The sequence below is a fragment of the Rubrimonas sp. genome (assembly GCF_036788415.1).
Taxonomy (GTDB): domain Bacteria; phylum Pseudomonadota; class Alphaproteobacteria; order Rhodobacterales; family Rhodobacteraceae; genus Rubrimonas.
In genome coordinates, this window is the sequence record NZ_DAIQNN010000178.1 from 1 (window position 1) to 3637 (window position 3637).

Below are 3637 nucleotides of genomic sequence, written 5' to 3' on the forward strand. Positions count from 1 at the left end.
TCGTAGTTTGCGGGCGAGATCGAGAGCACGTTGTCGGACAGCGCCCCGAGGCCGTCGCGGAAGTCGGGGATGATGTAGCCGGCCGCCCCGCCGATCGTGGGAATCTCGATGCCCTGCTGCCGCATCGACCGAACGATGAGCAGACTGTCGTTGAGATAGGAGACAGGGAAGACGGCCTGCGCCCCCGAGCGGCGCAACTGGTTGATGAGCGGGCTCACATCGGTGATGCCGAGCGGGTAGGCCTCGTCCATCGCGATCTCGATCCCGGCCTCGGCCGCACCGGCCCGCAGCCCCGCCGATTGCGACGTGCCGTAGGCGGTGTCCTCGTACATGATCGCGATACGCTCGAGCGGCCGGCCGTTCCGTTCCGCCAGCTGGCGCGTGTACTGGAACTGCGCCGCGCCGATCGCGCTGCCGACCGAGACGACCTGGAAGACGTTCTCGAACCCGCGCCCGGTGATCTCGTCGGAAAACGACATGGTCATCAGCGGGACGCCCCGGCGCTCGGTCACCTCCGAGATCGCCAGCGTCAGGGACGACGCGAACGCCCCGAGCACGGCCACGACGTTGTCCTGCGACATCATTCGCTGGGCGACGGTCGCCGCCTGCGTCGGGTTGGACGTCGCGTCGGCGATGATGAGGTTGATCTGCGCCCCTCCCATCGACTGGATGCCGCCGGCGGCGTTGATCTCGTCGGCGACGAGCTGGATGCCGTTGCGCGAGTTGATGCCGAACTGGGCGTTCGGGCCGGACAGCGGCTGGATCACGCCGATGTTGATGGTCTGTTGCGCGAAGGCGGGCCGGGCGACCCACGGGGCCGCGAGCAGGGCCGTCCCGGCGCCCACGACATGGCGCCGCGTCACGCCGCTCAACTGCTTCGGTGCCTTCATCTCTGCGTCTCCCCCTTGGCTCATGCGGCCGATGGCGCAGCGTAGCCAGCGCGAAAATCGCCTGTCAAGCCGATTGACAGAATGTCCGACAATATACACGATCGGCGACACTGATGCGGAGCGGAACATGGGTTCGAACCTTTGGCTGAACCGCGATGACGTCACGCTCAGCGCCCGGCTGGTCCGGCGGTTGCGCGAGGCGATCATCGACGGAGAGTTTCGCCCCGGTCAGCACCTGAGCGAGCGCGAGCTCTGCGCCCTGTTCGGGGTGAGCCGGAGTCTCGTGCGCGAGGCGGTCCAGACGCTCGCCGCCGAGGAGCTCATCACCCACGTGCCGCACAAGGGCCCGATGGTGACCCTGCTGAACCGCGAACAGGCGCGCGAGTTGTATCGGGTGCGGGGCGTGCTCGAGGGGCTCGCCTGCGCGGAGTTCGCCGCGAACGCCGGGGAGGACGACCGCGAGAGGCTCTTCGCCATCATGGAGCAGCTTCGCACGCTCTCGCCCGGCGACGCTCCCGAAGCGCTGGTCGCGGCCAAGAACGACTTTTACGACTGCCTGCTCAGCGGGGCCTGCAATCGCATCCTGCGTCAGATGTTCACGCAGTTGAACAACCGGATCGTGCAGTTGCGCCGGTTCTCGTTGTCACAGACGGGCCGTTTGCCCATCACCATCGCCGAGATCGACGCCGTGATCGACGCGATCCGCCGTCGTGACGCGAACGAAGCGCGCCGACTGGCCGAGGCGCATGTCGCAGCGGCCGGGCGGGTCGCGGATGCGCGTTTCGCAGACTTCGAGAAATCCGGCGCCAGGAAGGACGGGATCGTTCAGGATGGATAAGGCGACATGCGAAAAGGGCATGAAGATCCGGCGCGAGACGCTGGGCGACGCCTATGTGGACAAGGCCCTTTCGCAGGCCGACGAGTTCACCGGCGATCTGCAGGAACTCGTCACGACCTATTGCTGGGGCGAGGTCTGGGGTCGTGACGGCATCGACCGCAAGACACGCTCGATCATCAACCTCGCGATGATCTCGGCGCTCAATCGTCCGCACGAGCTGGCCGCGCCTGTGCGCGGCGCCGTCAACAACGGCGTCAGCCGCGACGAGATCAAGGAGGTCCTGCTGCAGGTCGGCATCTATTGCGGCGTTCCCGCGATGGTTGACAGCTTCCGCATCGCGCGCGGCGCGTTCGACGAGATGAAGGATGGCTGAGGATCGGATCGGCTTCATCGGCATCGGCGCGATGGGCGCGCCGATGGTGCGCCGCCTGGTCCGGGCCGGCCGAAAGCCGGTGGTTCAGGACGTCAACCGCGGAGCCGCCGAGCTCATCGGGGCGGAGGCGGGCCTCGAGATCGCGGAAAGCCCGTCCGCACTCGCGCGCAGGTGCGCGGTCGTGATCCTGATGCTCCCCGACTCCGGCATCGTGGAGCGTGTCTGCCTCGGGGAGAAGGGGCTCGCCGAGGGATTGTCTCCGGGTGCGGTGATCGTGGACATGAGTTCGTCCGATCCCGTGCGCACGCGCGACCTCGGCGGCGCCCTCGCCGATCGGGGCGTCGCGCTGCTCGACGCCCCTGTCTCGGGCGGGGTGCGAAAAGCCGCGGATGGCAGCCTCGCCATCATGCTCGGCGGCGACGACGCTGCGGCGATGGCGCGCGTGACGCCGGTCCTCGAGGCGATGGGCCGCGTGCGCCGGACCGGATCGCTGGGCTCGGGGCACGCAACCAAGGCGCTCAACAACTACGTCTCCGCGGCGGGTCTTGCCGCGGCCTGCGAAGCGGTGATCGTGGGTCGCGCGTTCGGGCTCGATCCGGCGACGCTGATCGAGGTGATCAACGTGTCGACCGGCCGCAACAACTCGACGGAGAACAAGGTCGTGCAGTTCATCCTGAGCGGTGAATACAAGCGCGCCGGCTTCTCCCTGCCGCTCATGGCCAAGGACGTCGGGCTCGCCGCCGCGCTCGCCGACCGGGTCGGCCGGCCCCTGCCGGGACTTCGGGCGGCGCGACGCCTCTGGAGCGACGCGCGCGATGCGCTGGGGCCCGAGGCCGACCACACCGAGATATTCCGCTTCATCGAAGGGGACGGGCGCGCCGACGATGCAGGCTGATCTCGACGGCTGGCTCACCCGAGCGGAGAACGACGGCGTGCTCGCGGATGCGTGCCGCGGGCTCGACCTCGTGCTGGAGTTGCGGGCCGGGGTCGCGATGGCGGCGCTGCGCCTGCAGAGCCCGCCAAGCCGGACAGACCCCGGCGCCACGTCCGATATCCTGATCGAGGGCGATGCGGCCGCCTTCGGTCAGATCATGCAGGCCCTTCCGCCACCGGGCATGCATTCCTTCGGTGCCGTCATCCGCCACGCCGTGGGGATCAAGGTTACGGCCGATCCCCTGAAGCAGGCGCTGGCTCTCGCGGCGCTCGAGCGGCTCTTCGAACTCGCCCGTCCGGGGATCGGCGATCCGGACGGCTTCACCTTCCCGCATGACCCCGGGGCCGTCCGTGGGCTGCGCCGCGAACTCGTCTGCGGTCGCGGGCGAACGGCGCTCATCCACTGGCTCGAGGCCGGCGAAGGGACGCCCCTCGTCTTCCTGCACACGGCGGGCGCGGACAGCCGGCAATTCCTTCATCAACTGGCCGACACCGAGTTGCGGTCGCGGTTCCGCATGATGGCGTTCGATCTGCCCTGGCACGGCGCGTCCACGGGTGAGGACGGCGACGAGGCCGCGGCGGGGTATGTGCTCACGGAGGCCG

Annotated in this window: 5 protein-coding genes; 4 read left to right on the top strand and 1 reads right to left on the bottom strand. The window is 68.7% G+C overall.

Going from position 1 to position 3637, the window contains the following annotated elements; all coding sequences use genetic code 11:
* Nucleotides 1–863 (bottom strand): ABC transporter substrate-binding protein (locus tag V7Q31_RS18005; protein ID WP_333835229.1); only part of this gene is annotated, 863 nt, incomplete at its 3' end.
* A gap of 58 nt (nucleotides 864–921) precedes the next feature.
* Between V7Q31_RS18005 and V7Q31_RS18010 the strand changes: the two genes are divergently transcribed.
* From V7Q31_RS18010 to V7Q31_RS18025, 4 genes are all read left to right on the top strand, one after another.
* On the top strand, nucleotides 922–1728 hold the full coding sequence (locus V7Q31_RS18010; protein WP_333835226.1) for a GntR family transcriptional regulator: 807 nt from the start codon (nucleotides 922–924) through the stop codon (nucleotides 1726–1728).
* The gene (locus V7Q31_RS18015) at nucleotides 1721–2101 is read left to right on the top strand and encodes a carboxymuconolactone decarboxylase family protein (RefSeq protein WP_333835227.1); all 381 of its coding nucleotides are present in this window, start codon (nucleotides 1721–1723) and stop codon (nucleotides 2099–2101) included. The genes V7Q31_RS18010 and V7Q31_RS18015 overlap by 8 nt, the downstream gene beginning before the upstream one ends.
* Nucleotides 2094–2996, top strand: a complete 903-nt coding sequence (locus V7Q31_RS18020; RefSeq protein WP_333835228.1) for an NAD(P)-dependent oxidoreductase — start codon at nucleotides 2094–2096, stop codon at nucleotides 2994–2996. The genes V7Q31_RS18015 and V7Q31_RS18020 overlap by 8 nt, the downstream gene beginning before the upstream one ends.
* Nucleotides 2986–3637, top strand: a 652-nt coding sequence (locus V7Q31_RS18025; RefSeq protein ID WP_442976742.1) for an alpha/beta fold hydrolase, incomplete at its 3' end; no start/stop codon positions are given. The genes V7Q31_RS18020 and V7Q31_RS18025, both read left to right, overlap by 11 nt.